Annotated in this window: 19 protein-coding genes and 1 rRNA gene; 10 read left to right on the top strand and 10 right to left on the bottom strand. The window is 59.3% G+C overall.

The window, feature by feature from the left end; translation table 11 throughout:
• Window positions 1–188 precede the first annotated feature (188 nt).
• From HNR62_RS11745 to gltB, 6 genes are all read right to left on the bottom strand, one after another.
• Window positions 189–818: a trimeric intracellular cation channel family protein gene (locus tag HNR62_RS11745; RefSeq protein WP_204796284.1), complete on the bottom strand. Its 630-nt coding sequence runs from the start codon at window positions 816–818 to the stop codon at window positions 189–191.
• 64 nt (window positions 819–882) lie between these two features.
• On the bottom strand, window positions 883–1,728 hold the full coding sequence (locus HNR62_RS11740) for a cobalamin-binding protein (RefSeq protein ID WP_204796283.1): 846 nt from the start codon (window positions 1,726–1,728) through the stop codon (window positions 883–885).
• A gap of 22 nt (window positions 1,729–1,750) precedes the next feature.
• A complete protein-coding gene (locus HNR62_RS11735; RefSeq protein ID WP_204796282.1) occupies window positions 1,751–2,680 on the bottom strand; it encodes a cobalamin biosynthesis protein in 930 nt (309 codons plus the stop codon).
• 5 nt (window positions 2,681–2,685) lie between these two features.
• A complete protein-coding gene (mtnN, locus tag HNR62_RS11730; RefSeq protein ID WP_204796281.1) occupies window positions 2,686–3,384 on the bottom strand; it encodes a 5'-methylthioadenosine/S-adenosylhomocysteine nucleosidase in 699 nt (232 codons plus the stop codon).
• 141 nt (window positions 3,385–3,525) lie between these two features.
• The gene (locus HNR62_RS11725; RefSeq protein ID WP_204796280.1) at window positions 3,526–4,941 is read right to left on the bottom strand and encodes an FAD-dependent oxidoreductase; all 1,416 of its coding nucleotides are present in this window, start codon (window positions 4,939–4,941) and stop codon (window positions 3,526–3,528) included.
• A 12-nt stretch (window positions 4,942–4,953) separates the two neighbouring features.
• Window positions 4,954–9,411 carry a glutamate synthase large subunit gene (gene gltB / locus HNR62_RS11720; RefSeq protein ID WP_204796279.1) on the bottom strand — a complete coding sequence of 1,486 codons (4,458 nt, stop codon included), beginning with the start codon at window positions 9,409–9,411 and terminating at the stop codon, window positions 4,954–4,956.
• Between the two features lie 615 nt (window positions 9,412–10,026).
• On the opposite strand from gltB, the gene arcB reads away from it, so the two are divergent.
• From arcB to HNR62_RS11705, 3 genes are read left to right on the top strand one after another with little or no spacing between them, the layout of a single operon-like run.
• The gene (gene arcB / locus HNR62_RS11715) at window positions 10,027–12,459 is read left to right on the top strand and encodes an aerobic respiration two-component sensor histidine kinase ArcB (protein ID WP_204796278.1); all 2,433 of its coding nucleotides are present in this window, start codon (window positions 10,027–10,029) and stop codon (window positions 12,457–12,459) included.
• Window positions 12,456–13,823, top strand: coding sequence for a dGTPase (gene dgt / locus HNR62_RS11710; RefSeq protein ID WP_204796277.1), 1,368 nt, complete (start codon window positions 12,456–12,458; stop codon window positions 13,821–13,823). Before arcB ends, dgt begins: the two co-directional genes overlap by 4 nt.
• A gap of 6 nt (window positions 13,824–13,829) precedes the next feature.
• Window positions 13,830–15,158, top strand: coding sequence for an inverse autotransporter beta domain-containing protein (locus HNR62_RS11705; RefSeq protein WP_204796276.1), 1,329 nt, complete (start codon window positions 13,830–13,832; stop codon window positions 15,156–15,158).
• A 56-nt stretch (window positions 15,159–15,214) separates the two neighbouring features.
• Here the strand turns inward: HNR62_RS11705 and rfaH are convergent, their stop codons facing one another.
• The 4 genes from rfaH to metN form a co-directional block, all read right to left on the bottom strand.
• Window positions 15,215–15,712 carry a transcription/translation regulatory transformer protein RfaH gene (gene rfaH / locus HNR62_RS11700; protein ID WP_204796275.1) on the bottom strand — a complete coding sequence of 166 codons (498 nt, stop codon included), beginning with the start codon at window positions 15,710–15,712 and terminating at the stop codon, window positions 15,215–15,217.
• 97 nt (window positions 15,713–15,809) lie between these two features.
• Complete coding sequence (gene metQ, locus HNR62_RS11695) at window positions 15,810–16,634, bottom strand: methionine ABC transporter substrate-binding lipoprotein MetQ (RefSeq protein WP_204796274.1); 825 nt, start codon at window positions 16,632–16,634, stop codon at window positions 15,810–15,812.
• 18 nt (window positions 16,635–16,652) lie between these two features.
• The gene (locus HNR62_RS11690; RefSeq protein ID WP_204796273.1) at window positions 16,653–17,306 is read right to left on the bottom strand and encodes a methionine ABC transporter permease; all 654 of its coding nucleotides are present in this window, start codon (window positions 17,304–17,306) and stop codon (window positions 16,653–16,655) included.
• Entirely contained in the window at window positions 17,287–18,330 is a 1,044-nt protein-coding gene (metN, locus tag HNR62_RS11685) for a methionine ABC transporter ATP-binding protein MetN (RefSeq protein WP_204796272.1), read from the bottom strand. Before metN ends, HNR62_RS11690 begins: the two co-directional genes overlap by 20 nt.
• A gap of 248 nt (window positions 18,331–18,578) precedes the next feature.
• On the opposite strand from metN, the gene HNR62_RS11680 reads away from it, so the two are divergent.
• The 7 genes from HNR62_RS11680 to HNR62_RS11650 form a co-directional block, all read left to right on the top strand.
• Window positions 18,579–19,598: an ABC transporter permease subunit gene (locus HNR62_RS11680; RefSeq protein WP_204796271.1), complete on the top strand. Its 1,020-nt coding sequence runs from the start codon at window positions 18,579–18,581 to the stop codon at window positions 19,596–19,598.
• Window positions 19,591–20,664: an ABC transporter permease gene (locus HNR62_RS11675; protein ID WP_204796270.1), complete on the top strand. Its 1,074-nt coding sequence runs from the start codon at window positions 19,591–19,593 to the stop codon at window positions 20,662–20,664. Before HNR62_RS11680 ends, HNR62_RS11675 begins: the two co-directional genes overlap by 8 nt.
• A 12-nt stretch (window positions 20,665–20,676) precedes the next feature.
• Window positions 20,677–22,479 (top strand): extracellular solute-binding protein, encoded by a 1,803-nt coding sequence (locus tag HNR62_RS11670; protein ID WP_204796269.1) that lies wholly within the window; start codon window positions 20,677–20,679, stop codon window positions 22,477–22,479.
• Window positions 22,479–23,459, top strand: coding sequence for an ABC transporter ATP-binding protein (locus HNR62_RS11665; RefSeq protein ID WP_204796268.1), 981 nt, complete (start codon window positions 22,479–22,481; stop codon window positions 23,457–23,459). Before HNR62_RS11670 ends, HNR62_RS11665 begins: the two co-directional genes overlap by 1 nt.
• A 32-nt stretch (window positions 23,460–23,491) precedes the next feature.
• On the top strand, window positions 23,492–24,556 hold the full coding sequence (locus HNR62_RS11660) for an ABC transporter ATP-binding protein (protein ID WP_204796340.1): 1,065 nt from the start codon (window positions 23,492–23,494) through the stop codon (window positions 24,554–24,556).
• Window positions 24,557–24,587: 31 nt separating this feature from the next.
• Window positions 24,588–25,145, top strand: coding sequence for a D-glycero-beta-D-manno-heptose 1,7-bisphosphate 7-phosphatase (gene gmhB / locus HNR62_RS11655; RefSeq protein ID WP_204796267.1), 558 nt, complete (start codon window positions 24,588–24,590; stop codon window positions 25,143–25,145).
• Window positions 25,146–25,501: 356 nt separating this feature from the next.
• Window positions 25,502–25,567: ribosomal RNA gene (locus tag HNR62_RS11650) — 16S ribosomal RNA — on the top strand; the annotation flags it as partial.

Here is a 25,567-nt window from a genome sequence, read left to right as displayed (position 1 = left end):
CGACGGTTAACCACGCAAAAAGGGCAGACCATGGGTCTGCCCTTGTTAGTTAGACAGGATTTCACGGCTGAAGCGCGACTACAGAATGGCGCCCTGTAGGCATTGCTTCAGCTGTGCAATGGTGAAGAGGTTGGAATTTGCTGCGCTCATTGCCAAGCTACCGCCCTTTTCACCTCACACCCTTGTCTTCAGCGGTTCAGTGAAAACGCCGGCAGTGACAGGTGCCAGCGAATGGCGGCGATCCGCAGGATGAAGGTGCCCAGCATGCCGAGCAGGGTGGCCAGCAGCGGTGTGATCCCCAGGGCCAGTGAGCAGGTGTAGAGCACGCCGCCGAGAATACAGGCGGTGGCGTAGATTTCCCGCTGCAGCACCATGGGTACTTCGCGTGCCAGCACATCGCGGATCATGCCGCCGGCGACGCCGGTGATCACCCCCATCACCACAGCCACCATGCCCGAAGTTCCGTAACTCAGCGCTTTTTCGGTGCCGATAATGGTGAATATCGCCAGGCCGAAGGCGTCGGCCAGCGGCAGAATATACCAGGGTAGCCGCCGGGGCAGCTTGGCGATATATTGTCCAATCAGGGCCGTGGCCAGTATCACCCACAGATAGACGCTGTTCGCGGTCCAGAATACCCGCTCGGCATCGATGATAAGGTCACGGATGGTGCCGCCGCCGATGGCAGTCACGGCAGCGAGTACTATGACGCCAAAGCCGTCCATGCGCAGCCGGCCCGCCACCAGTACGCCGGAAAAGGCGAATACAGCCGTGCCGAACAGATCACTCCAATAGAATACCGACTCAACCAGGGGCTGCATTGTTTCTTGCCTCATATCAAAAGGGCGCCATTGTATAGGGGTAGCCAGATGAACACAATTGCCGCTATTTTGCGGCCCTGACCTTATCCAGTTGCCTGCATAACTGACGAATTCCGCCAGGGGTACGCGGCGTAAACCGGTGGAGGAGCTCGGCGTCGATAGTCAGCAAATGGCCTAGCGCCACCGCCTGCAATGCAGGCCATTGCCGCCAATGCTGCAGCTCTGCCTTCTTGTCTGCCAGTATCAGCTGCGGATCCTGCACCAGTACCTGCTCGGCATTCACCTGCGGATAGGGCGCCGGGCTGTCGGCCATGATATTGACCCCGCCACACAGGCTCACCGCCTGGCCCATCCAGGTATCACCGTTGGCCGACATCAAGGGGGTGCTGGCAATCTGATAAAACACCGTCACCGGGCTGGCATCGCGATAGTCCTGTTCAAGCTGGTGTAACTGCCGTTGATAGTCGGCGACAACCGCACTGGCCTCTTGCCGATGACCGGTCAGCTCACCCAGTTGCAGCAATTCATCGCCAAGCGAGGCAAAGGTCCCGGGTGCGGAATAAAACACGGCCACTCCCAGTTGCTCAAGCGGCTGCACCATTTGTTGCTGGGCCGTCCCCCAGGCGACGATCAGATCCGGCTGTAATGCCAATATCCGCTCCATATTGAGCGAGCGGTAATTGGCGACCCTGGGCAATGTATTGACCGCTTCCGGATAGTCACTCGCGTCATCTGTTGCAATCACCCGGTCGCCGGCGCCGATGGCGAACAGCATCTCGGTGATATGGGGGGCCAGGCTGATGATGCGCCGGGCCTCGTCCGCCCGGGCCTCGTCCGCCCGGGCCTGATTTGTGGCGAACAGGGCTGCGAACCACAGGGGAAGTAACCACAAGACCTTGGGTTTAACCATTGAAAACTTCACCATGAAACGCTTAGCCATAAAACAAGGGCACCAATACCAGGGTCCAGGCCAGCGACAGCCAGAACAGCAGGGCGATCACCAGCCGCCATAACAGCGCCCGGGTCGAGGCGGCATTCAGGTAGTTCTTGCCGCCCAGCTTGGGGTAGTAATCGGTGGCGTCGGTGTAACGTCGGGGGCCGCCCAGTCCGGCATCGACCCCGGCCGCCGCCACCGCCAGCAGGCGACCGCTGGCCGGGTAGGCCCAGAGACGCCCCAGGGGCCAGGCCTTGATGGCGCGCCGCGACCCCGGATAGATAAGCAGGGTCAGTGCCAGCAGATGGAACGGCAACCAGGCCATGATGCGATACAGCAGTGAGGGCAGCAGACCGAAGGCGCGCCACGGCACCAGCTTGCGCGGCCAGGCTTGCACCGCATAGCGCAGCAGGGCAAACAGCAGGGCGGCATAGATGCCGCCGGCCAGATACCAGTACAAGAGAGCGGCATCGGCTGCCAGCCGCAATACCGCCACTTCCGCCAGCGTCTTGTGCAGTCCCAGCGGCGACAGCGGATCTGTCTGGCGCAGGCACAAGGGAGCCAGCGTAAGGCGGGCCAGTGGCTGTTGTTCGCTACTGGCCCGCAGACACAGGGGCAGGGCGCGGCTGAGTCGCCCCAGATCCAGACAACACCACAGCAACAGCGATTCCAGCAGTGCCGGCCAGGGCGACAGCACCGTCAGTGCCCAGTAGCAGGCCGCCAGCGGCGGCAGCAGGCAGAGCAGCAGCGCCCCGCCGGCGGCATGCAGATAGCGGGCACTGTAGTGTTCACCGTTGAGGCGACTCCCCAGTTGCAGCAGGCCATGCGTCAGCATGCGCTGCACGCGAGAGGCGGGCAGCAACAGGTTCAGCAGTATGGCGATGCTCAGCAGGGTGACGGGCTGCTCGAGCAGCGAGAGAGCCAGCATCGCATTCAGCCTGGCATGCGCGCGACCATGGCCAGCACCATGGCGGAGGAATGGCGGGCCGCCACTTCCAGGAAGGCCTCGAAGGACTCGGCCTGTTCCTTGCCGGCGATATCGGACAGGGCACGCACTACCACGAACGGCACCTGGAACTGATGGCACACCTGGCCTACGGCCCCGGCTTCCATTTCACAGGCCTTCATGGTCGGGAACCGGGTGACGGCTCTCTGCAGCTGATCTTCCCGGTGCATGAACTGATCGCCGGTGCAGATAAGGCCGGTGGCCGAGTTGATGTCATCCTGCTCGGCCAGGCACTCCTGCGCCAGCGCTATCAGTCCGGCATCGGCGACGAAGGCGGCCGGTTGCTGCGCCATCTGGCCCATTTCGTAACCGAAGGCGGTCACATCCACGTCGTGAAAGCGCACTTCGCTGGAAATGACCACATCCCCCACATGCAGCGCCGGATCGAAGCCGCCGGCGGAGCCGGTGTTGATGACGGTCTTGGGGGAAAAGCGTTCCAGCAGCAGGGTGGTGGCGATGCTGGCGGCGACCTTGCCGATGCCGGAGCGGGTAATGACCACCTCTTTGCCCGCCAGGGTGCCCTGGTAGAATTCACAGCCCGCGACCGTGATGGTCCGGGCGTTGTCCAGCTGAGCGCGCAGCTCGGCAACTTCCTGCTCCATGGCGCCAATAATACCGATAGTCATAAGGGGTTCTCTCGCAACGAAAATAATGAGGGAGTTTATCATCATCAACCCGAAAGGCCGATCGGGGTGGGCGGATTCATATTGCTGAAATAATAAAAAAGGCCGCTCGATGAGCGGCCTTGGCAACGGAGTGAAGCGGGCTTACACCCCGATGTAATCCATGATGCCTTCGGCGGCCTTGCGGCCCTCGGCGATGGCGGTGACCACCAGATCCGAGCCGCGCACGGCGTCGCCGCCGGCGAAGATCTTGGCGTTACTGGTCTGGAAGGCGAAGTCGGCCTGCTCGGGGGCTATGATGCGGCCCCACTGGTCGGCTTCGATGCCGTACTCTTTCAGCCAGGGCTGATCATGCGGCTGAAAACCAAACGCCATGATCACCACATCGGCCGGCAGTACCTGCTCGGAGCCGGACACCGGCTCCGGGCGACGACGACCGTTGGCATCGGGTTCGCCCAGCTGGGTGGACACCACCTCGACGCCGCTCACCTTGCCGCTGGCATCGATCTGCACACCGGTGGGCTGCAGGTTGAACATGAAGTTCACCCCTTCTTCCTTGGCGTTCTGCACCTCGCGGCGAGAGCCGGGCATGTTGGCCTCGTCCCGACGATAGGCACAAACCACGTTATCGGCACCCTGGCGGATGGAGGTCCGCACACAGTCCATGGCGGTATCGCCGCCACCCAGTACCACCACTTTCTTGCCGGCCATGTCGATGTAGTCGGACGCCTGTTTTTCGAATCCCAGCACCCGGTTGGCATTGGAGATCAGGAAGGGCAGGGCGTCGTACACGCCTTCGGCCTCTTCGTTGCTCAGACCGCCACGCAGATACTTGTAGGTACCCACGGCCAGGAACACCGCATCGTAGTCGTCGAGCAGAGTCTGGAAGCCGATGTCCTTGCCTACTTCGGTGTTCAGTCGGAATTCGATGCCCATTTCGGTAAAGATTTCCCGACGACGGCTCATCACCGTCTTCTCCAGTTTGAAGGAGGGAATGCCGAAGGTCAGCAGACCGCCGATTTCCGGGTAACGATCGAACACCACCGGGGTCACGCCGTTACGCGCCAGCACATCGGCACAGGCCAGACCGGCAGGGCCGGCGCCGATAACGGCCACCTTGCGATCGGTTCTTACCACGTTGGACATGTCCGGACGCCAGCCCATTTCGAAGGCCTTGTCGGTGATGTATTTTTCTATGTTGCCGATGGTTACGGCGCCGAACTCGTCGTTGAGGGTACAGGACCCCTCACAGAGCCGGTCTTGCGGGCAGACCCTGCCGCAGACTTCGGGCAGGCTGTTGGTCTCGTGACACAAGTCCGCCGCCTCGAAGATGCGCCCCTCGTTGGCCAGTTTCAGCCAGTTGGGAATGTAGTTGTGTACCGGACACTTCCACTCGCAGTAGGGGTTGCCGCAGTCCAGACAGCGATCGGCCTGCATCTCGACCTGGCTGTCGGAAAAGGGTTCGTAGATTTCCACGAACTCGATTTTACGGGTGCCGATCGGCTTCTTGGGCGGATCAACACGTTGTACATCTATAAACTGAAATACGTTCTGGCTCATCACAATCTTCCTTTACTGCGCCTGGACCCGCAGCTCTGCGGTGGAACGGCTCTGGTGGCCCAACAGGGATTTCACATCACTGGATTTGGGTTTGACCAGCTTGAATTTGGGCAGGTACTGGTCGAAGTTGGCCAGAATTTCCTGCGCGCGGTTACTGCCGGTTTCCTGCAAATGTTGCGTGATGATGCCGCGCAGATGTTCCTGATGGATCATCAGCTCGTCCAGTCCCAGCAATTCGACCAGCTCAAAGTTGGTCTTGAGTTCGAAATCATCGTCTTCATCCAGTACGTAGGCAAACCCCCCTGTCATGCCGGCGGCAAAGTTGACCCCGGTACGGCCCAGTACGGTCACGATACCGCTGGTCATGTATTCACAGCCGTTGTCACCCACGCCTTCGACCACGGCGATGGTGCCGGAGTTGCGCACCGCAAACCGTTCACCGGCACGGCCGGCCACATACAGGTGGCCACCGGTGGCACCGTACAGACAGGTGTTGCCGACCAGGGTGGCCTCGTGAGAAGAGAAGGCCACGCCGACGTGGGATTTGATCACCAGCTTGCCGCCGGTCATGCCCTTGCCCACATAGTCGTTGGCGTCGCCGGTCAGGATCATTTCCAGACCGCCTGCGTTCCACACCCCGAAGCTCTGGCCGGCGGTGCCGTCCAGATGGATGCGAACCGGATCCGCCGCCATGCCCTGGTTGCCGTGACGTCGGGCGATTTCGCCGGACAGCCGCGCACCCACAGAGCGGTCGGTATTACGGATGTTGTAGTAGAAATCACCACCACTGCTGGCTTCTATTGCGCTCATCGCATCTTCGGTGATCTTCAGATTGAGCGCACCCTTGTCGAAGTTGGGGTTGCCGGTCTGGCAGAACACGCCCAGACCCGGTTTGGGCTCGGGCCTGGCGATGATGCCGGACAGGTCCAGCTTCTGCTGTTTGGCGGTCTGACCCGGCAGTACCTCGAGCAAGTCGGTGCGGCCAATCAGATCGGTCAACTGGGTCACACCCAGTTGCGCCATCAGCTCGCGGGTCTCTTCGGCGATGAACTTGAAGTAGTTCTCCACCATCTCGGGCAGGCCGTGGAAGTGGTCCCTGCGCAGTTTTTCGTCCTGAGTGGCCACGCCGGTGGCACAGTTGTTCAGGTGACAGATACGCAGGTACTTGCAACCCAGGGCGACCATGGGGCCGGTACCGAAGCCGAAGCTCTCGGCACCCAGAATGGCGGCCTTGACGATGTCCAGCCCGGTCTTGAGACCGCCGTCCACCTGCAGCCGTACCTTGTGACGCAGGCCGTTGGCCACCAGTGCCTGCTGGGTTTCGGCCAGACCCAGTTCCCAGGGGGAACCGGCATACTTGACCGAAGACAGGGGGCTGGCACCGGTGCCGCCATCGTAACCGGAGACGGTGATCAAATCCGCATAGGCCTTGGCCACGCCGGTGGCGATGGTGCCGACGCCGGGCTCGGATACCAGCTTGACCGACACCAGACAGCCGGGGTTGATCTGCTTGATATCGAAGATCAGCTGGGCCAGATCCTCGATGGAATAGATATCGTGGTGCGGCGGCGGCGAAATCAGGGTCACGCCCGGTACCGCATAACGCAGCTTGGCAATTTCCGCCGTCACCTTGTGGCCGGGCAGCTGACCACCCTCACCGGGCTTGGCGCCCTGGGCCACCTTGATCTGAATGACCTCGGCGTTCATCAGGTAGTGCGGGGTCACGCCGAAGCGACCGGACGCCACCTGCTTGATCTTGGAGTTCTTCAGGTTGTTGAAACGACGGGCATCTTCACCGCCCTCGCCGGAGTTGCTCTTGCCGCCGAGGCGGTTCATGGCGATGGCCAGTGCCTCGTGGGCTTCGGGACCCAGGGCGCCGATGGACATGGCGGCGCTGTCGAAGCGGGGAAACAGCGCATTCGCCGACTCTACCTGCTCCAGCGCTATGCCCCGACCATTTTCCTTGAGGGTCAGCAGGTCACGCAGCATGGCGACCGGACGCTCGTTCACCAGCTTGGCGTAAACTTTATAGTCCTCGTAGTTGCCGGAGCGCACCGCGGTTTGCAGGCTATTGACCACATCCGGATTGTAGCTGTGGTATTCGCCGTCGTGCACATATTTGAGCAGGCCCCCCTGGTTCAGGGGCTTGCGGGCAATCCAGGCCATCCGGCTCAGGTTGAACAAGTCCTGCTGAAAGTCCTCGAAAGAGGCGCCCTGCACGCGGCTGGAGACGCCCTTGAAGCACATCTCGATCACGTCCTGATGCAGACCGATGGCTTCGAACAGCTGGGAGCAGCGGTAGGAGGCGATGGTGCTGATACCCATCTTGGACATCACCTTGTACAGGCCCTTGTTGATGCTGTTGCGGAAGTTGAGCAGCGCCTCGCGCAGGGGCATCTTGAGTACGCCGTCTTCCACCATGCGACCCAGGGTTTCATAGGCCAGGTAGGGGTAGATGGCGGTCACGCCGAAGCCGAGCAGGACGGCAAACTGGTGCGGATCCCGGGTACTGGCGGTTTCCACTATGATGTTGGAGTCGCAGCGCAGGTTGTGCTCTACCAGGGTGCGCTGAACGGCACCCGCGGCCATGGCGGCGGGGATCGGCAGCTTGTCCTTGTCGATGTTGCGGTCGCTCAGCACCAGCAGTACGGTACCGGTTTCGACCGCCGTTCTGGCCTCTTCACACAGGCGCGCTATGGCGGCCTGCAGGCCTTCTTCCGGCGCGAAGTTCAGATCCAGCACGGTATTCTTGTAGTGGGTTTGCTCCAGGCTCATCAGCTGATGGAAGTCGGAGTACAGCAGAATCGGCGACTCGAACTGAACCCGATGGGCGTGACCGTGGGTCTCGTTGAAGACGTTCTGCTCCCGGCCGATCAGGGTGGCCAGCGACATGACGTGATTTTCCCGCAGCGGATCGATGGGCGGGTTGGTCACCTGGGCAAACATCTGGCGGAAGTAATCGTAGACGGAACGGGACTTGCTGGACAGCACCGCCATGGGGGCGTCGTCGCCCATGGAGCCGACCGCTTCCTGGCCGTTCTCGCCCATGACCCGGATCACCTGATCCAGCTCTTCCATCGAGTAGCCGAACAGTTTCTGATAGGTGCGCAGCGAGCCGGCATCCAGCTCGCACTGCCCGGCCTGGTCTTCGGGCAAATCTTCGAAGCGGGTCAGGCGGCGCTTGTGCCTGGTCATCCATTCCTTGTAGGGGTGGCGTCCCTTGAGATCGTCGTCGATTTCGAAGCTGGTCCAGATCTTGCCCTTGGCGGTATCCACCACGAACAGTTCGCCCGGGCCGACCCGGCCCTTTTCGAGCACTTCGTCCGGGGTGTAGTCCCAGATGCCGATTTCGGAGGCCAGGGTGATAAAGCCGTCCTTGGTGCGAACGAAACGGGCCGGGCGCAGGCCGTTACGATCCAGGGCGCAGGCGGCGAAGCGACCGTCGGACATCACTATGCCGGCGGGGCCATCCCAGGGCTCCATGTGCATGGAGTTGAAGTCGTAGAAGGCGCGCAGATCTTCGTCCATCGACGGGTTTTTCTGCCAGGCCGGCGGGATCAGCATGCGCATGGCGCGGAACAGGTCCATGCCGCCGGCCAGGAACAGTTCCAGCATGTTGTCCAGGCTGGAGGAATCGGAGCCGTCGATGTTGACGTAGGGGGCGGCGTCCTGCAGATCCGGCAGCAGCGGCGAACCAAACTTGTAGGCGCGGGCCTGCGCCCAGCGACGGTTACCGCCTATGGTGTTGATTTCGCCGTTGTGGGCCAGAAAGCGGAACGGCTGTGCCAGCGGCCAGCGTGGCTGAGTATTGGTGGAAAAACGCTGGTGGAACACGCAGATGGCCGATTGCAGACGAATGTCCGCCAGATCCAGGTAGAAACGGGGCAAATCGGCGGGCATGCACAGGCCCTTGTAGGTCATCACCAGATTGGACAGGCTGACCACGTAGAAGTATTCGTCATTGATGCGCTTTTCGATACGACGACGCACTATATAGAGACGACGTTCAATGTCATTTACAACCCAGCCGGCGGGGGCATTGACGAACACCTGCTCAATGCGGGGCAGGGACGCCTTGGCGATGTCGCCCAGCACCTGGGTATTCACCGGCACCTCGCGCCAGCCAACCAGGCTCAGGGTTTCCTTTTCCAGTTCTTCGTTGACTATTTTGCGGCACTGTTCGGCCAGTACCGGATCCGGATTGAGGAACATCATGCCGACGGCATACTTGCGACCCAGATTCCATCCTTTATCTTGTGCGACAGCGCGAAAAAAGCTATCGGGTTTTTGCATCAGCAGACCGCAACCGTCGCCGGTTTTGCCATCGGCGGCGATACCGCCGCGGTGTTGCATGCGATCCAATGCCGAAATTGCGAGTCGGACAAGCTTGTGGCTGGCTTCGCCTTCTGTATGGGCGATGAGCCCGAAACCACAGTTATCCTTTTCAAGCTTTGGGTCATAAAGAGACATTGCATTCCTCCATTGCTCAAGCCGTTGGGCCGAGCGACTACTTTGTCAGCACGACATGCTCTGAAGCGTCCGTTGCCATTGGTGGCTAATTTACCAAAATATAGGGATTTTTTTGTGAGGTCAATGAAAGGAATAACGCGATAAGTCGCCCCTTTCTCCGACATCAAGTAATATATTCCAGCGTAAAACCCAGTTGTTTGGCGATAAATCTTAATTATGAACTAAATATCGGATTATTGTGTTGTGTTTTAGTTAATATCAGTCAAATATAAAATTAAATGTTTTTTGTTGTTTTTTTACTACATTTTGCGACTCAGGTTTGACCCAAGTCTCACTTTTTTCTGGTTTAGTAGCCACATTTATCGCAATTTGCGAGGATTAAACCCCTTATTTTGAGATTATAAATGCATTTTAACAGCATAACATTTCATTTTCTCAGGTAAACCAAATGAGAAGTAATTCGTTTGAGATAAAGTTACTCGCCTATTGATCAGTTATATTGCTCCGTTCATCCTGACTTCATTTTAGAGCATATCCGGCCATCGGCTCATCGGCATGACAGCCTGCGACTAAGCCGGTATCCTGCTTTTATGCTGTTGTTGACGGGAATAACCGATGAAACCCATAAAAACATGGGCGCAATACTATGTTGATCTGATGAGCAAGCTGGGCATAGTACGTTTCAGCATGTTGCTGGCCGCTTGTATCATACTGCTGGCCATCTTTATCCAGGTGGGCGTGACGCTGTTTCTCAGAGGAACGGTGGAATCCATCGATATGGTTCGCTCCGTCTTTTTCGGACTGCTGGTCACGCCCTGGGCGGTCTACTTTCTGTCGGTGGTGGTGGATCAGCTGGAAGATTCCCGCCAGCGGCTCAGCCGACTGGTGCAGCGGCTGCAGCAGATGCGGGAGCGGGATCTGGAGCTCAACAACGAGTTGCAGGAAAAAATAGAGCTGCTCAATCGCCAGATAGAAGAAACTCACAAGGCAGAGACTGCCCGCCAGCAAGCCATTGAGGATCTGGAGGCGGAAGTCTACCAGCGGGAGAAGGCGCAGCTGGAATCTCAGGAGCGCTCAGCCCTGTTGCGTTCCTTTATCGATACTTCGCCGGATCTGGTGTATTACCGCAACGAACTGGAAGAATTTTCCGGCTGTAACCGAGCCATGGAGAACCTGCTCGGCCGCCAGGAAAAAGAACTGATCGGACTGACCCCCTTCGATGTATATCCGGCAGAGGTGGCCGAGAAGGTGGTGGAAACCGACAAGGAAGTGTTCGTCCGCAATGAAAGCCAGACGTACGAGCAATGGTTGCAGTATCCCGATGGCCACCATGCCTGCTTCGAGCTGCGCAAGGTGCCCTTCTTCGATCGCAATGGCAAGCGTCTTGGGTTGCTGGGCTTCGGCCGGGACATTACCGAGCGCAAGCGCTATCAGGAGGAGCTGGAAAAAGCCAGCCGCGATAAAACCACCTTCATCTCCACCATCAGTCACGAGCTGCGTACGCCGCTGAACGGCATCGTCGGCCTGAGCCGCATTCTGCTGGCCACCAGGCTGGATCAGGAACAGCGACAGCACCTCAAGACCATTCACTTCAGCGCCGTGACCCTGGGGAATATCTTCAACGACATCATCGATCTGGACAAGGTGGATCGCAGTCGACTGGAACTGGCTCCCGAGCCGATGGACTTCCCCGGGTTTCTGGATGATCTGGAAAGCCTGGCCCGGCTGCAGGCCGAGCAGAAAGGGCTTTACCTGCACTTCGACCGGGACGGTGACATTCCCGAGTGGATCCTGGCTGACGGTACCCGTTTGCGGCAGGTACTGTGGAACCTGGTCGGCAATGCGGTCAAGTTCACCGATGATGGCGGCGTCACCATCCGCTGCATGGCCGACGAGCTGACCCCGGGCGAAGTGACCCTGCGCTTCGATATCGAAGACACCGGCATCGGCATTCCGGTCGAGCTGCAGCAGAAAATCTTTGCGCTCTATTTTCAGATAGAGGGCAACAAGCACGCTACCGGCACCGGCATCGGCCTGGCGGTGTCGCAGCAATTGGTGGATGCCATGCACGGCACCATAGAGCTGGACAGCGAACCCGGAGAAGGCTCCTGCTTCAGCATGACCATCAGGGTGCCGAGAACTCAGGCGCCGGTCGACGATCCTGTGGTCGCACACTTGCCACCGCTGTCGGTGTTGCTGGTCGAGGATGTGGAGCTTAACGTGACCGTCGCCTGTGCCTTGCTGGAAAAGCTGGGCCACAAGGTGACCGTGGCCCGGGACGGGGGCGAGGCATTCGCCTGGCTGGCGCAGATGCCCTTTGATCTGGTGTTCCTCGATATCCAGCTGCCGGACATGACCGGCTTCGATATTGCCGCCCGCCTGCGGGAAGAGGCGCGGGAACAGTCGAAGAGCCTGCCGCCGCTGGTGGCCCTGACCGCCAACGTGATCAGCGACAAGGAGGAATATCTGGCGCGGGGCATGGACGATGCCATCAGCAAGCCGCTGTCGTCCAAGGCCATCAAGGGCGTGCTGGCCCGCTTCTTTGCCCATAGACCCCAGCCTCAAGACCAGCCGCAACACCAGTCGCAACCCCAGCCGCAACCCCAGCCGCACCCCCAGTCCAAAACCCGACCGGCGCTGGTGGCGGTTACCGAACCCGCCATGGCAACCGATACCGGGACCGCAGCTCACGCCGATGAGCAACAGGTGCTGGATACGGTGTTTCTGATCGATTATGTGGACACGGTCGGCGCCAGCATTCTGTTATCCAGCGTCGATATGCTCGACAGCATGGCCGGGGATTACCTGAGCAAGCTTAATGGTTTTATGACGGAGAAGGACAAGGACGGCATCGTCGAGGAAGCCCACAAGATCAAGGGCGCCGCCGGCTCGGTCGGCTTGAAACGGGTGCAGCTGCTGGCACAACAGATTCAGAGTCCGGATCTGCCCGACTGGTGGCAACGGCTGGATGCCCGGGTGAATGAGCTGAACGTCCTGCTACCTGCGGATCTGGTGGTACTGCGCCGGTGGCTGGAGAGTCGGGTATGAGTGATTATCAGGCGCTGATCCTGGGTGAACGTCAGCGGCCCGGGCCTGAATCCGATGCCGAGCCGGAAACGGCGCTGGCGGCGATAGAGGCGGATCGCAGCCGTATCGTGCAGTGCTCGCCGGTGCGGCGGTTGCAGCAAAAAACCCAGGTGTTCCCGCTGGACGTCAAGGCCTCGGTGCGCAGTCGCTTGACTCATTCGCTGGAGGTAAAGGAAACCGGCCGTCAGCTGGCGCTGAAGGTGCTGGCCAACATGAAGCAGGACGTCGACAAGGCGGCCTTCGTCAGTCTGGTAGAGATGGCCTGCCTGCTGCACGATGTCGGTAATCCGCCATTCGGCCATTTTGGCGAAGTGGTGATGATCGACTGGCTCGGCACCCGGTTGCCGTCACTGTTCGAACAGGCGGTCGGCAAAGGTTCCCGGCAGTGGCCCATGTTGATGGCCGATCTGCAACAATTCGAAGGTAACGCCCAGAGTTTGCGGTTGTTGCACAGCCTGCAGGGATTGAATCTGACCCTGAGCCAGCTGGCAGCCTTGCAAAAATACGTGCGCGGCGCCTACCAGCGCAAAACCGGCGGACGCTGGCAACAGAAGCCGGGGCATTTTTTCAGCGAGCGCTCTCTGGTGCAACAGATAAGGGCACGCTTTCCGAGCACTACCCGGGGGCGTTATCCGCTGGCCTTTTTGATGGAGGCAGCCGACGACATGGCCTATGGGGTGGCGGATCTGGAAGATGCCGTCGACCGGGGCGTACTGAGTCTGGCGGAGCTGGAGCTGGCGCTGTTGAGCGAAGCGAATGATTATCTGAAAAACTGCTGGCAACAGGCGAGGGTGGGCGAGCCCGGCTTTTTCAGCCGTTTTCGTCAGGCGATCAACGATGACTTGCTCATTCTGGTCAGCGAGCAGTACCTGTTTCATCATGAGGCCATTCTCGAGGGCAGCCATGATGGCGCCCTGCTGGCGGTGGAGCAGGCCCCGGCCCAGGCCCTGCAGTGGCTGAAGGACTTCGCCCACCGGCGGGTATTCAATCGTCGCGAGGTGGAGGCGCTGGAGCTGTCGGGTTTTGCCGCCCTCAAAGGTGTACTGGAAGCCTTTGCCCCCTTGCTGGCGTTGCCGGAGCGGGAGTTCACCAGCCTCGAAAGCCGGCGGGATGCCAAGGGCCTGGTGTTGCGTCGGCTTTATCATCGCCTGCCACCGCGCCATCTGGCGGCGTATCGACGGGACAGTCGCAGTGCGGCTTTCTTCGAGAGCGAGCGGGAACGGGAATGGTACTTTCGGGTCCGGCTGTTGCTGGATTTTGTCAGTGGCATGACGGACACTTATTTATTGGAAGAATATCGTCTGCTGTGTGGCTTTCAGGGCTGAGATCCGATGCGCTGGTTCGATAGCCAAAGTGGTATAGCCAAGGCTCGATATCATCGTCATCATCATCATCGTCATCGCCACTTGCTGCAGAGATATCGTCTCTTTGCCCTGACGGTGGCCGGAGCCAGCTTCATGCGTTGTTTTCTGTTATTGCTGTTGCTCTGCTTCAGTATGTTGTCGCAGGCCGCGGGCCCCTTGATGGTGATGCACCAGGTGTTGCCCGGTGAAAGTTGGCGCTCGCTGGCGGCACGCTTTCAGCTGACCGAGCGCCAGCTGCGGCTGAACTTCAATAACGAGCGCTTCATGATGCCGTTGACGACGGGAGACTGGATTTGGGTGCCGGACCGACCTCTCTTGCCCCGGCCCCGCCTGCCGGTGAAGGGCCAGACCGCAGCCACCGCTTCCCCGCCCGGCATGTCTCTGGCCACCAATACGCCGCTCGAGCTGCCTCGACTGGGGCCGCCCGATCCTGCCCGGGCACCCAAAACCGACCGGGTTTTGCTCACCATAGCGACGGCAGCCAGGGCAGCGGCGACCGATCAGCTGGATCAATTCGTGGAGCAGCAAGGTGCCTCCCTGGCCGATGATACCCTGCGGTTTGGCTCCCGGCAGTTAAGCGCACTGCCCTGGCTCAATCCCGAGCAGTGGAACTGGGATTATCAGCTGCCCCTGTTCGACAAGGAGCCCCTGCTCAGCAGTCGCATGGTGTTGCCGGTCATGTCCCGCTGGCAGGGGGTGCTGGGGCTGGATTACAGAGACGAACGACTGACCTATCAGGCCGGGCTGCACTTCGAGCAGCCGTTGACCGAGACGATAAGCGGTCACCTCGAGCCGGTAATGGATTATCAGACCCCCTGGCATCATCGACGTGGTGGCCTGCTGCTGTTTCTGGATCACCGAGACTGGATTCTGGGTGCCGGGCAATACCGGGGGCTGTCCGACTGGCAGGGGCAAGCGGGCCGGCAGGAGCGACCGGCATCCGGACGGCTGTGGTTCGGTGAGGGTCGCCTGGGATTTTTGCCGGGTTTGAGTGTGTCGGGGCGGTATTATCAATGGCAGGGGCGGCAACTCAGCCTGTATGGCAGTGGCGATAAAGACAAGGCGGCCTTGTCCCGGCAGTGGTCGCTCAATTATGCGCCCTGGCGAATATTCCGCTTGCAGAGCTCGCTGTTGAGCAACAGCAAGGATAATGTCGAGTCCCGCTTTCGGTTGGGACTAGAGCTGCCGCTGGGAATGGCACCGGGCCGGTGGTGGAAAAGCCTGATGGAAAAGCCGCGCTATGACCGCTATCGGCCGCTGCAGCACCACAAGGTGATGGTGCTGGAACACAGGTAATTTCATCTTATCATTCACGCCTCACGCCTCACGCCTCACGCCTCACGCCTCACTTTTTACAGCCGGCTAAACTCGTCGTTGGCGAAGCTGGTCGGGATCGCCTTCTGCAGCATGGTCAGCAGCAGTATGCCGCGGGTCTCGCCGTCGGCTTCCTGATAGATTGCTTCCAGCCCGGCGAAGGGGCCTTCCGTGATACGCACCTTGTCACCGCTACGGGGAACGTCGCTCAGTTTTTCTCTGAGCTCATCGCTGTCGCAGTGACACATGAGATCATAAACCACCTCGGCGGGCACCTCGCAGGGGCCGCCGCCAAAGCGCACCAGGTTGCGCACGCCACGGGTAGAGCTGATAGTGATGGAGCTGGTTTTGGTCAGATCGGCACGTACGAAGATATAGCCGGGAAACAAGGCTTCGGTCAGCACCACGACTTTGCGCCGGCGCAGTTTCTTGACCTCGGCGTAAGGGTAAAAAGCCTCTATCTCCTGATTGTTCAGGTTCAGCAGTGCCCTCTCTTCTTCCCTGGGACGGCAATGGGCCAGGTACCATCTCTGCATACAAGTTCCCTAAAGCTCGGTTTGACTCGTTATTATGGCAGCACAAAGAAAAAAGGCCACGGCAAGCCGTGGCCTCGAACGGTTTTTGTGGGCCGGGTTACCAGCCTTTGACCACACCGCCCTTGAACAGCTCCAGCGCGGCCTGATAGACCTCTTCGCTCTGATAGGCCTTGATGAAGGTCTGCACCCGCTCGTCGTTCTGGTTGTCTTTGCGGGCGACAATCAGGTTCACGTAAGGAGATTCCTTGTCTTCCACGAACAGGCTGTCCCGCCCGGGCAGCAGATCGATCTGCGAGGCGTAGGTGGTGTTGATCACCGCAAAGGCCACGTCATCCAGCGAGCGGGGCAGCTGAGGCGCTTCCAGTTCGATGATGTTCAGCGCTTTCGGGTTGGCGGTGATGTTCAGGGTGGTGGCTTCCAGGCCAACCGCATCATCCACCTCGATCAGGCCCCGTTGCTCCAGCAGCAGCAGGGTACGGCCCAGGTTGGTCGGGTCGTTCGGTACCGCAACCTTGGCGCCGTCTTCCAGCTCGTCCAATGACTTGATCACCTTGGAATAGGCGGCGATGGGGTAGACGAAGGTGTTGCCCACGGCCACCAGATCGTAACCGCGATCTTCAATCTGCTTGTCGAGATAAGGCTGGTGCTGGAAGGCGTTGAGATCCAGGCTGCCATCGTTCAGGGCCACGTTGGGGGTGACATAATCGCTGAATGACACCAGCTCTACATCCAGGTCGTATTGCTCTTTGGCCACCTTGATGGCGACTTCTGCCACCTGTTCTTCGGCACCGGCAATCACACCCAGACGCAGGGGCTTGGCGGCTGCTTCGGCGGTGTCCTTGGCCTTTTCACCACAGCCGGCCAGGGCCAGAGCAGAGGCCAGTACACTCAGGGTCGCAAACGATTTAAAACCTAACTTCATCGGGTAACTCCTTTTCAATCAACGATGATCTACACGAGCGACCAGGCGTTCGCCGGCGCTTTGAATGATTTGTACCAGTACCACCAGCATCACCACGGTAATCAGCATGATCTGAGGATCGAAGCGCTGATAACCATAACGAATTCCCACATCCCCCAGGCCGCCGCCACCGATGGCACCGGCCATGGCGGAATAGTTCACCAGCGTCACCAGGGTGATGATAATGCCATTGAGCATGCCGGGCAGGGCCTCGGGCAGCAATACCTTGGTGACTATCTGCAGGCGGCGGGCGCCCATGGCCTGAGCCGCTTCCACCAGGCCCGCCGGAATTTCCATCAGGGCGCCTTCCATCAGTCGGGCCACGAAGGGAATGGCGGCCACGGTCAGCGGCACCACGGCGGCAACGGTGCCGATGCTGGTGCCGACTACCATTCGGGTAAAGGGAATAATGGCCACCAGCAGTATGATAAAGGGGATGGAGCGGCCGATATTGACGATGGTGCCCAGTACCTTGTTGAAGGCGGCGTGTTCCCAGATCTGACCGGGCTTGCTGACGTGCAGCGCTATCCCCAATGGAATCCCCAGGGCGCAGGCGATGATGCCCGAGCCAAAGGTCATGATCAGGGTTTCCCACAGGGCGGATAACAGCAGATTAATCATGGCGTCGGACATAACCGAGTAACTCCACCTGAATTTTATGATCCTGAAGATAAGCCAGTGCGGCCCGAGTCTGTGCCGGTTGTCCGTCCAGTTCGGCCAGCATGAAGCCGAATTTGACGCCACCGGCATATTCGATATCGGCACTGAGAATGGTCACATCGACATCGAGATCCCGGCTTAAAATAGAGATAAGCGGGGTGTCCACGGTTTCGCCGGTAAAGCCGAGCCGCACCAGTGGCAGGGCGCCGGTTTCCGGTTCGGTCGACAGCCGCCGCCGATATTCCTCCGGAATGTCCAGGTTAATGGTGGAGGAAATGAAGCGCCGGGCCAGTTCGGTTTTGGCGTTGGCGAAAAACCAGGCCACGTCGCCCTGCTCGACCAGTTCGCCATCGTTGATAATGGCGACCCGGTCGCAGATACTCTTGACCACATGCATCTCGTGGGTGATCAGCAGTATGGTCAGGCCCAGGGTGCGGTTGATGTCTTTCAGCAGGCCGAGAATGGACTGGGTGGTCTGGGGATCCAGCGCCGAGGTGGCCTCGTCGCACAGCAGTACCTTGGGCTTTGGCGCCAGGGCGCGTGCTATGGCGACCCTTTGCTTCTGGCCGCCGGACAGCTCTTTCGGGTAGGCACTGGCTCGATGTGACAGACCCACCAGTTCCAGCAGCTCGTTGACGCGCTGTTTGATGGCGGCCTTGTCCATGCCCGCCAGTTCCAGCGGCAGGGCCACGTTGGCGAACACGGTGCGGGAGGCCAGCAGGTTGAAATGCTGGAAAATCATGCCGATGTTACGACGGGCACGGGGTAGCTCGCCGTTGCTGAGCCGGGTCAGATCCTGGCCGTCGACGAAGACGCCACCCTCGGTGGGGCGTTCCAGCATGTTGACGCAGCGGATCAGGGTGCTTTTGCCGGCACCGGACTCCCCGATAACGCCCATGATCTGGCCGGCGGCCACTTCCAGGTCGATGTTTCTGACGGCGTGGACGGCGGCGTCACCTTCACCGTAGCGTTTACTGATATTGGTTAGCTTTATCATCGGAGGATGAGCCTTTCCGGTATGGTTATTCACTGCTTTAACAGATGAGTGTAGAGACAAGTCATGCAAGCATGACTAATAGCAGTGGATGCTAGGCCGTCTGGACGTCCAAGTCAACGTAAATTTCCCCGGGGAGCCGGTGGGCGGGCGGGGGCCGGTATCTTTCTTGCTAAGTCGCCGGTTCATGGGATAGGGTGATACTTAGACTCGGTCGAGCCGTGTTCAGGGAACGAACTTAAGGGAAAACCATGGGCCAGTATTTTCTGCGTCGGTTATTGTTGCTGTTACCCACCTTTCTGGGCATCACCCTGGTGGTGTTTGCCATCACCCGGTTCGTGCCCGGTGGACCGGTAGAGCGCATGCTGATGGAAAGTCAGTTGCACAGCAGCGAATTCAGTCAGAGTTCTCGCGGCAGCCAGATGCTGTCATCCGAGCAGATTGAAGAACTGAAGGCCTTCTATGGCCTCGACAAGCCGGTGTTCCAGGCCTATTGGGAGTGGCTGGGCAAGCTGGTACGGCTGAATCTGGGCGAGTCGACCCGTTACTACCTGCCGGTGTGGGAGCTGATTCAGGAGCGACTCCCCATCTCTGCTTTCTTCGGCATCTGCACCTTCCTGCTCAGCTATCTGGTGTCCATTCCGCTCGGTATCCTCAAGGCACTGAAACACAACAGCCGCTTCGACAGCATCAGCTCCATGCTGATCTATGCCGGTTATGCGCTGCCGGCCTATGTGGTCGGTATTTTCCTGCTCACCGTATTCTCCTTTCAGCTCGGCTGGTTTCCCATGGGCGGCTTCGTCGGTGATGATTTCTATTATCTGGACGGTTTCTGGCCCAGGGTTTTCAATCTGTTTCACCATGCGCTGTTGCCGTTGATCGCCTACGCCATCGGCGATTTTGCAGTCCTGACCATGACCATGAAAAACAGCCTGATGGAAAACCTGTCGGCGGATTACGTGCGTACCGCCGTGGCCAAGGGGTTGCCCTTTCACAAGGCGGTAACCGGCCATGCCCTGCGCAACAGCATGATCCCCATCGCCAGCCATTTCGGCAACGTGATCTCGGTGTTTTTTGCCGGCTCCTTCCTGATTGAGGTGATTTTCAATATCGACGGTCTGGGACTGCTCGGCTACGAGGCCATCGTCGAGCGGGATTATCCGGTGGTGATGGGCATACTGGCCGTGACCTCGCTGTTGATGCTGGTGGGCAATATACTGTCGGATATCTGCGTGGCGATGGTGGATCCCAGGGTGCGTTTCGATGGCTAGACTGTTCTCCGATCTTACTTACAAGAAGCTGCGCCGCTTTCGCAGCATACGCCGCGGCTACTATGCCTTCTGCCTGTTCATGCTGATGGTGGTGCTGGCGCTGGCGGCCGAGCTGTGGGCCAGCAACCGGGCCTTGCTGGTCAAATACGAAGGCCGGCTCTATTTCCCCGCCTACGGCGCCGTGATCACCGGCGATACCTTCGGGCTCGGTTACCAGTACGAAACCAACTACCGGGAGCTGAAAACCTTATTTGCCGAACAAGCTGCCGAACAGGCCGAGGCCGGTCAACCCGGCAACTGGGTGCTGCTGCCCCTGGTGCCCTGGAGCCCTTATGAGCAGGACTACAGCAGCGGCAGTTATCCGCCCAACGCCCCCAGCCTGGAGCACAGGCACTATCTGGGCACCGACAATTCGGGCCGGGATATTCTGGCCCGGCTGGTATACGGCTTTCGTACCGCCGTGGGTTTCGCCTTTATCGCCCTGACCGCCAGCTATGCCATCGGCGTCTTGCTGGGCTGCGTGATGGGCTTTGTCGGCGGCAAGTTCGATCTGTTGTTTCAGCGCTTTATCGAGATCTGGTCCCAGGTGCCCTTTCTCTACGTCATCATGATACTGGTGTCGTTGACACAACCGAATTTCACGTTGTTTGTGGGTATCAATGTCCTGTTCGGCTGGATGGGTATCACCTGGTATATGCGCACCCTGACCTATCGAGAGAAGGTGCGGGATTACGTGCTGGCGGCCCGGGCACAGGGTGCCGGACTGGGGCGCATTATCGTGCATCATATTCTGCCCAATACCCTGGTGATGATAGTGACGCTGGCACCCTTTACCGTGGTGGCCAATATTTCCTTACTGACGGCGCTGGACTACCTCGGCTTCGGTTTGCCACCGCCCACGCCCAGCTGGGGTGAGCTGCTGCGCCAGGGCGTCAATCATCTGGATGCCCCCTGGATCGTGGCCTCGGTGGTGACGGCGGTGTCGCTGGTGCTGATCACTGTTTCCTTTATCGGCGAGGCCATTCGGGAGGCCTTCGACCCCAAACATTTCTCTCGTTATGAATAGGCAGGGAATGCGATGAAAAAATGGATAACAATACTGAGTACCTGGCTGCTGGCCTTTGGCGTAAGCGCGGCCGAGTTACCGAACCAGCTGGAATGGCTGACCAATAACGAGGATCCCATCTTCGCCTCGCCCGAGGCCAGGCGGGGCGGGGTCTTCAACAGCAGCCTGCAGAGCTTTCCGCTGACTTTCCGTACCGTGGGGCCGGACTCCAACACCTCGTTTCGCTCCTTTATTCTGGAAAATCAGCTCGGCCTCTATGCCCTGCATCCCGACACCGAGCGGCCGATACCGGCGCTGGCGAGCCACTGGGCCTTCGGTGACGACAACAGAACCATGTATTTCAAACTCAATCCGGCCGCACGCTGGTCCGATGGCGAGCCGGTGACCGCCGACGACTTTCTGTTTGCGCGGGAGATGATGCGTTCCGAGGTGATCCGTGCCCCCTGGTACAACAACTACTACACCGAGGAAATCGTCGATATTACCCGATACGACGCACACACCCTGTCGGTTACCGCCGGCAGCCCCAAGAGCCGACGTGAATTGCTCAATACCGTAGGGCTGGCCCCCCAGCCCCGTCACTTTTATGAGCTGACCGACGACTGGGTGCGCCGCTATAACTGGGCCAAGGCACCCGTCACCGGCGCCTATGTGATTGATGATGTCAAACGGGGGCGCTCCATCACCTTCAAACGACTGGATGACTGGTGGGGTAACGAGCTCACCTATTACCGGCATCGTTTTAACGTGGACCGGATCCGTCTGAATGTGGTGCGGGACATGAACATCGCCTATCGGCATTTTCTGCGCGGTGACATCGACACCTTCGGCCTGATACTGCCGGAGTGGTGGCACGACAAAACCGATACCCCCGAATATCGCAAGGGGTTGATCAACCGCATCTGGTTCTACAACGACATTCCGCACGGCGCTCAGGGCTTTCATCTCAATACCGCTCACCCCAGGCTCGGCGATGTGCGGATACGCCGGGGCATCGCTCATGCCATCAACATGCGGCGCATGCTGGACACCATATTGCGCGGCGACTACGAGCGGATGCACACCTTCGGCACCGGCTACGGTGATTTCATGGATACGGATATCCGGGCTCGGGAGTTCGATATCGAGCGGGCTCGGACGCTGTTTGCCGAAGCGGGCTACGACCGTCAGGGGCCGGGCGGCATACTGCACAACGCGGCCGGTGATACGCTCAGCCTGGCGGTCACCTATACCACGCCCGAACATACCGCCCGGCTGGCTATTCTGCGGGAAGAGGCGCGCAAGGCGGGGCTGGATCTGCAACTGAACCTGGTGGACGGCGCCAGTGGCTTCAAGGTGATGCTGGAGAAAAAACACGAGGCGGCTTGGTTGGGTTGGGGCGGTAGCGGCCTTTACCCCCAGTACTGGGAGTTCTTCCACTCGGTGAACGCGGATCAACCGCAGACCAATAACCTGTTCAACATCAGCGATGCGGAACTGGACACCCTGATAGAGCAATACCGGGTGACCATGGATCTGGATGCCAAGGCCGGTATTTCTCGCCGGATACAGCGACGAGTGCACGAGCTGGCGATCTTTATTCCCGGTTATCAGGTGCCCTATACCCGCGAGGCCTACTGGCGTTATGTGCGTCTGCCCGAGCACAAGGGGACGCGCCATTCGCCATCGCTGTTCTGGCCGATGGAAGGGGCGCCCCACAGCACCGGTGGCCTGTTCTGGATTGATGACGCGCTGAAGGCGGAAGTTGAAGCGGGCAAGCGCAGCTTCGAACCGGTATTGGAAATTGATGAAACCTGGCGGCAGAAGGAGCACTGATGGAGCCGCTGCTGGAAGTCGAAAACCTGGCGGTCAGCTTTACCACCGAGGCCGGCCGGTTTCGGGTGGTGGACGATGTCAGTTTTTCGCTGGCCTCGGGTCAGACCCTGGGCCTGGTCGGTGAGTCCGGTTGTGGCAAGAGTGTGACGGCGCTGAGTCTGCTGGGGCTGCTGCCCAGGCCGGCAGGCGAGGTAGTGGGCGGCCGGGCACGGTTTCAGGGACAGAACCTGCTGACCCTGACGGCCGAGCAACGCTATCGGGTCCGTGGCAACAAGATAGCCATGATCTTTCAGGAGCCGATGACGGCGCTGAATCCGGTGCATACGGTCGGGCGCCAGTTGATGGAGGTCTATCGGTTACACAGACCCGAACTGGGCAAACGGGCGCAAAAACAGGCGGCGGCGCAGATGTTGCGCCAGGTGGGTATACCGGAAGCCGAGGCGAGGCTGCAAGCCTATCCGCACCAGCTGTCCGGCGGCATGCGGCAGCGGGTGATGATCGCCATGGCCCTGGCCTGCGAACCGGACCTGCTGATCTGTGATGAACCGACCACGGCGCTGGATGTGACCATTCAGGCGCAGATACTGCATCTGATCCGCGAACTGCAGCAGAGAACCGGCATGGCGGTGTTATTCATTACCCACGATCTGGGCGTGGTGGCCCAGGTCTGCGATCAGGTGCTGGTGATGTATGCGGGCCGCAGTGCCGAACAGGCCGATGTCTTTACCCTGTTCGAGCGACCGGTGCATCCTTATACCAAGGGACTGCTGTCGGCCATTCCTCGACTCGATCAACCCGGCAAGACGGAGCTTGCCACCATCAAAGGCCAGGTACCGTCGCTTGAAGAGCAGCAGGAAGGCTGCCGTTTCGCCAATCGCTGTCCTTACATGACCGAGCGCTGTCGGCGGCAACCGGCAGTGGAACGGGTAGAGGAGGCGCATCATGTCTGGTGTCATCACTGGCGGGAGTTACGTCGATGAGTGAACTGCCGAAAGCAGGCATGAGCCCGCGGATGCAAGCGGCTTCGAGCCCGGAGCTGGAAGCCGCCAGGAGCCCGTTATTGAAAATAGAAGGGCTGCAGCAGCACTTTACCCTGGGGAGTGGCCTCTTGCGCCGTGGCAAAACCCTGTATGCAGTGGATGGGGTCAGTCTGGAGCTGGACGCGGGCAAAACCCTGGGCCTGGTGGGGGAGTCCGGTTGCGGCAAGTCGACCCTGGCTCGCAGCCTGCTCAAGCTGCACGAACCCAGTGGCGGGCGTATTCTGTTTGAGGGGCGGGATATCACCGATTACAGCCGTTCACGGATGCGGCCCCTGCGCCAACAAATGCAGCTGGTGTTTCAGGATCCTCAGGAGTCGCTCAATGGCCGCCATACCATAGGTACCATACTGCAGGAGCCCTTCATTATTCACGGGCTGGGCACGGCGGCGGAACGCAAGCAATGGGCGGCCGAGCTGCTGGAACGGGTCGGCTTGCCGGCCTCGGCGCTGGAGCGTTACCCTCATGAATTTTCCGGTGGTCAGCGGCAACGCATCGGCATAGCCCGGGCCATGGCGCTCAAGCCTCGGCTGCTGGTCTGTGATGAGGCGGTGTCGGCACTGGATGTCTCGGTGCAGTCCCAGATCCTCAATCTGTTGCTGTCGCTGCAACAGGAATACCAGCTGGCCATGCTGTTTATTGCCCATGACCTGTCGGTGGTAAAACACATCTCGGATCATATAGCAGTGATGTATCTGGGGCGTATCGTCGAGCTGGCGCCGGCAGAAGAATTATATCGTCGCCCCCTGCATCCCTACACGCGCGCCCTGCTCGCCGCTATTCCGGAGCCGGATCCCCGCCGGCGCAAGGTGCCGACTGTGCTGTATGGCGAGCCCCCCTCACCGGCCAGTCCGCCGTCCGGCTGTCACTTTCGTACCCGTTGCCCTTATGTGGGAGAACGCTGCATTGCCGAGGTTCCAGCGCTTATCGGTGAGGAGCACAGCGTCGCCTGTCATTTTCAGCGGGAGATAGAGCGTGGACAACGGCTGGCTCAACCGCCCCAGGGCTGTGATATTATTGCCACTGTAACTGCGTCTTAACCCATTGCGTCTTAAACCATAGGAACTTCTAGTGACTACAGCGGCAATTTTTCTGGACCGGGATGGTGTCATCAATCAGGACACCGGCTACGTGTCCCACAGTGACGACTTTATCTTTATCGATGGCGTGATCGACGCCATGAAACAACTGAAGCAGAAAGGCTATCAGCTGGTGGTGGTCACCAACCAGTCGGGTATCGCCCGTGGTCTGTTCAGTGAAGATGACTTTATCCGCCTGACCGAATGGATGGACTGGTCACTGGCCGATCGGGGCGTGGATCTGGATGGCATCTATTTCTGCCCGCATCATCCTACCGAAGGTCAAGGTCCCGAAACTCAGGTGTGCGATTGTCGCAAGCCGGCGCCGGGCATGTTTCTGGAGGCCGCCGAGGAGCTGAACATCAATCTGGCCGCCTCTTATATGGTGGGTGACAAGGTCTCGGACATGAAGGCTGCCGCAGCGGCGGGTGTCGGCCACAAGATCCTGGTGCGTACCGGCAAGGAAATTACCGCCGAAGGCGAGGCTCTGGCGGAAGCTGTCTATCCGTCGCTGGTCGAATTTGCGCAGAATGCCGCCGATCTGACGTAATATTTAGCATATCGAATAAAAACCAACCGGACGGTTGGTTTTTATTAAAAAAGCCCTTGCGCAAAATCGGGCGCTCCCTATAATGCGCATCCACTGACACGGGGCAACACGCCTACGGTCACAAGGGTTTGAGAGACAGAAGATTAAGTCGCTTTAAACACTTGACGAACAATACGGAATGCGTAGAATACGCATCCCTGACCAGAACCACGGTCACGCTCTTTAACAATTTATCAAGCAAACTGTGTGGGCACTCGCAGGTAGTTGGGAAACAAAAAAATATTGTTTTTCAATGTCTTGTCGAAGTGCACTAGAAATAGCAGCAATCCAGATATATTCATTGAGCATCAAGTCTTTAATTGAAGAGTTTGATCATGGCTCAGATTGAACGCTGGCGGCAGGCCTAACACATGCAAGTCGAG

This window comes from Oceanisphaera litoralis, assembly GCF_016907015.1.
Taxonomy (GTDB): domain Bacteria; phylum Pseudomonadota; class Gammaproteobacteria; order Enterobacterales; family Aeromonadaceae; genus Oceanimonas; species Oceanimonas litoralis.
Note: the sequence above shows the minus strand (reverse complement) of the source record. Positions and strands in the feature narration are given on the sequence as shown.